Raw genomic sequence first — 3,978 nt, forward strand, 5'->3', positions numbered from 1 at the left:
TTGAGCAAGCAGATTTCATTACCCAAAGAATTGAAAAACTGGAAAGAGCAGAGGACGACCTCGATCCCTTTTCTTGCCTTGTTCAGGTCGCAGAAGCGATGAGAAAAGCGATTGACACCTATGCTAATCAAGTTGATTCCAGTGAAGGAAGCTCGATCACAGACCCCTTCGACACCGCTAGTTCACAGGCAACCGCTGATGGAGACATCTTATCCACCCCGTTTGGTCGTGCAACCATCGAACGGTATCAACAATGGGTAGAAGAAGATGGGCACTATACTGACTCTCCTGAACTTAGTACGCTTGGGCGATTCATGGATGGGTGGCACGAATTGGATTCAATTCGTCATATCCGAATCGGTGAACTGAATTGGGATTGGGACCTGCGAAGCGAACAGGCTATAGAAAAGTGGTCTCCTAACGAAAAGTCGGCATGGCAGGCAGCGTACCGGGTAACTCTCAACGTAGCTAACTGCGTTCCTGAAAAGCGTATTCACAATGAACTCGCAGATTTTGGGGGAGGAATTGTGATGAGTGCTACTCTCGAACCGATGGATGTCTTTCGTGAAGTGACTGGATTAGACGATTTAGAGGGAGATCGTCCCATCGTTGAGGCCCGATATACGGACCCCGGATACCCATCCGAAAACCGCGCTACGTTCATTGTTGATTCGGATTGGTTCGTCCAGAGCAGTCGGGGCAACATGACACAGGATCGTTCTAAGATGACCAGCACACGGGAGGAGTTTGCTGATATTATCGAGGTCGTTGCAAGGACTCACGGAAATATACTCATCGTGATGCCGAATTACGATGAAGCAGAGTGGGCGAGTACCCTCCTCAACGAGTCTTCTCTCGTTACAAAGGACGTATTGCTGGACCAATCCTCAACAAACAAAGAAACAGAGGAACTCAAACAGTCCTTTTTCCGTGGTGGAAGCAAAGTCCTTGTGACAAGCTCTCATGGGACGCTCATCGAGGGAGTAGATTATGATGGTGAGAAATTGAATACGGTCCTTGTTTGTGGAATACCTATCAGAGGAGGTCTAAGGACACGAGCAGTACGACGGGCGTATGACCACGCTTTCAATGACAATGGGTTCGAGTATGGACTCTTAGTTCCAGCAGTCCGTCAAACAAGACAGGCACTTGGCCGTGTGATCAGAGGGCCTGATGATGTTGGTACACGAATTTTAGCCGATGGTCGATACTCTGGAGGGACCCGTTCTTCCGCGTATGAATATCTCTCTGAACGTGAGCAGGAGGAGGCGACGATAATTTCGCCACAGTCGCTTTTCGATTCGTTAGATATGTTCTGGCGGTCTCATGAGAGGCATTGAAAAGCCGGTCTGTCGGCCTCTTCGGCTTCATTATTGGTACAGAAATAAGAATGATTAGTGCTTTCTGTTAATAGAGAGATGGTTTCTGAAACCCAACTCGGTGAGCATATCGTTGGAGCATATCACAAACTCATCACCGACTGTGAGATCGTCAGTTACAATCAGCGATCCAAAACAGACGGTGAACAAACTGAGATCGATGTTATTGGTATAAATTCCACAAATGGCGAGCAGGTCATCTATACGTGCGAAGTCATCACTCATCTCCACGGAACCCTCTACCCCGGCAAACCAACTACTGACCGCTGGGAGGAATTTGGGAATAGTGACTACCAATACACTCTCGAAAAACTCTGGAAGAAATTTACTTCCGACCACAGGTATGTGACGGATGTCTTTGATGATGCTGACCGCTACGTTTTCCAGCTCTGGTCTCCGGTTGTTCCGCGAGGGTACGTTACTGACGGTCTCGATCAACTCACCAACGATTTTGAGAACGAATACAACCACGAGATCGAGATGGTGATCAACGAAGATTACACAGCACGAGTCGAAGAACTCCGTGAACTTGCTGCGAATGAAAGGAAAGACTACGGTGAACCTGCTTTCAGGTTCCTTCAGATTCTTGAACACCTCCGATAAAACAGTGGATTTCTATGTAGATCACTGGCAAGATGGCCGAAGGTCCCGCCAGCGGAAGTCCATAGTCGATCCATCTCTGAACTCAACACGATACAAAACATCATTTCGCTCATCTCCAGTTACGGCCCCAGCATCATCCGATAACACATCCACAATTTTGCCGTGTTGGCCATGGAACTCATCGAAATCTGGGTCCGTCTCGTCAGGGATGTCAATTCTCACTTCGTCACCTATACCAAACCGTTGCATTACGTGAGAAACCTACGTGATGTCTCTTGAACTCTGCGAAGACAGCGTTTCCACCCCCCTAAGTTGATCAGTGAGTAACAAAACCATCTCCACTCATATTCTTCACAGTAAATATTGAAGAAAGTGCTGCATCAGGCTACCCTTTTTATTTATCTCTTGGATACCGCTGAGATGCGATGAGCCAAGAACAAGAAGCGATGAAAGAAGAGTACCGACAGCGTGTTGACGATCTCGTTACTACGCTGGAAGAATTATCCGAAGTCGATGTCCCAGAAGTATCACCCAACGATATTGATGATGATACGAGATGGGATGACGCTTCGATCCCGGCAGCAAATGCATGGCAAGAGGCTGTGGAGATAGTCGAGGAACATATTGGTGGAGTAGGTGACTTCTCGTCTGGAGTGAAAATGCCCACTTCTACAAAAGAGAATCAACCTGTGACACAGTGTGTGGCTCCCGAGTGGCTAGGTGACTATATCCATATCGGGGTTCTCTACTATCCTACTGGAGAACTTGGTGTGAGAAGTTCCGTGATTCTCTACAAAGGAGGATGCGATGTTGGTGAATTAACGTTTTTTGATGGTCGGTTACACCATCTTGATTCCGAAACGCTCAACGAACTGCGAGAAGTGGCTTACAAGCGAGGACCCTTTGCTGATATAGAGTAGTGTTTCTGTAGGCTTTTGCTTCGGGTCTTTCGTAGAAGACGCCGGTCTGGTTCGTTTAGAGGGTCAGCAAATTTCGTCGTTAGAAGTATCGCTTTCGCAAGTGCAGGAACTCGTAAATCCATTTCGTGGTTCACCATAGATACCGGGATCGTACTCGTCAGTGATCCATTGTAGAAGGTCGTCTAGGTATTTGGTCGGCTTTTTCCGACCAGGTCGACTTGAACTCTTATACCCCTTGATAACCTTCTCACGGAGATTTGCTGGAAGTTCTGGGCCTTGATCTCCAAAGTACCAGAAGCGGTCTGCTACAAGTACACTATTTGATTTTAGGTCTTTTTCACGACATTCGTCATTATCGTGGGCTGGCGGATTCTCGACCTGAACTAAATCACCTTTTTTGTTACGATAATATATGTTATCTCCAATTGGATCATTCTCTGGTTTCTTGAAATCGAAACGGCCACAGTTATAGTATTGATCGTATGTTAACTTCTCTCCTACCTCCATGAAGTACGTAATACGTTCTTCGCCAGCCTCCTTTGGATTCGTGCCAAGTACCCAGTCACCTTCCTTTGCTTCTTCACGGATCACTTGTTTACAGGTTGCTAAGGTACAAACTCCATTTGTAACGTTTGGGGCGAACCCAGTATCTACTGACACTACATAAGAATGGAGTTCAGAACTATCGCTTTTTGTTGACATTATACTTATTCAAAGGCTAGGACATGTATATAATTATTGGCAACACCAATCCCTTGCTCTAATCGATAGTCTCAGAGATCACACTTCTTTATTCACTATTTGTAAATTCTATTGAATTAGATTTTCCTCTAGATGGTCAAAAGCAGCAGAAGCAGTATTGTAATCACTACAGCCTGTGATCACTACTTTTCCACTTCCAAAAACCAAGAGTACACAATCATGGTTTTGGGGTCGGTAAATAAGTCCGGGGAACTGTTCTGGTTCGTATTCTATTCGATCCAATCCTAACTGGATAGCTACTGCATTGAGGTTTTGTTCAGTGTTTAGTTCACCTGTACAAACAACATTTTGAATGGAAAACCCTGAATCAGATG

General features: G+C 46.0%; 5 protein-coding genes and 1 pseudogene. 3 read left to right on the forward strand and 3 right to left on the reverse strand.

Annotation, left to right across the window (positions count from 1 at the left end):
- The coding region (locus RBH26_RS21140) for a helicase C-terminal domain-containing protein (RefSeq protein ID WP_306760346.1) at positions 1–1,340 on the forward strand (1,340 nt) is incomplete at its 5' end.
- 78 nt (positions 1,341–1,418) lie between these two features.
- On the forward strand, positions 1,419–1,982 hold the full coding sequence (locus RBH26_RS21145) for a hypothetical protein (protein ID WP_306760347.1): 564 nt from the start codon (positions 1,419–1,421) through the stop codon (positions 1,980–1,982).
- Between the two features lie 21 nt (positions 1,983–2,003).
- Here the strand turns inward: RBH26_RS21145 and RBH26_RS21420 are convergent, their stop codons facing one another.
- Positions 2,004–2,231 (reverse strand): hypothetical protein, encoded by a 228-nt coding sequence (locus RBH26_RS21420; protein WP_345784092.1) that lies wholly within the window; start codon positions 2,229–2,231, stop codon positions 2,004–2,006.
- 176 nt (positions 2,232–2,407) lie between these two features.
- On the opposite strand from RBH26_RS21420, the gene RBH26_RS21150 reads away from it, so the two are divergent.
- On the forward strand, positions 2,408–2,902 hold the full coding sequence (locus tag RBH26_RS21150; protein WP_306760348.1) for a hypothetical protein: 495 nt from the start codon (positions 2,408–2,410) through the stop codon (positions 2,900–2,902).
- Positions 2,903–2,965: 63 nt separating this feature from the next.
- On the opposite strand, the gene RBH26_RS21155 is transcribed toward RBH26_RS21150, so the two are convergent.
- Positions 2,966–3,604, reverse strand: coding sequence for a hypothetical protein (locus tag RBH26_RS21155; RefSeq protein ID WP_306760349.1), 639 nt, complete (start codon positions 3,602–3,604; stop codon positions 2,966–2,968).
- 108 nt (positions 3,605–3,712) lie between these two features.
- A pseudogene (locus RBH26_RS21160) lies at positions 3,713–3,978 on the reverse strand (TATA-box-binding protein C); the annotation flags it as partial.

The sequence above is a fragment of the Natronolimnohabitans sp. A-GB9 genome (assembly GCF_030848565.1).
In the GTDB taxonomy this organism is placed as follows: Archaea; Halobacteriota; Halobacteria; order Halobacteriales; family Natrialbaceae; genus Natronolimnohabitans.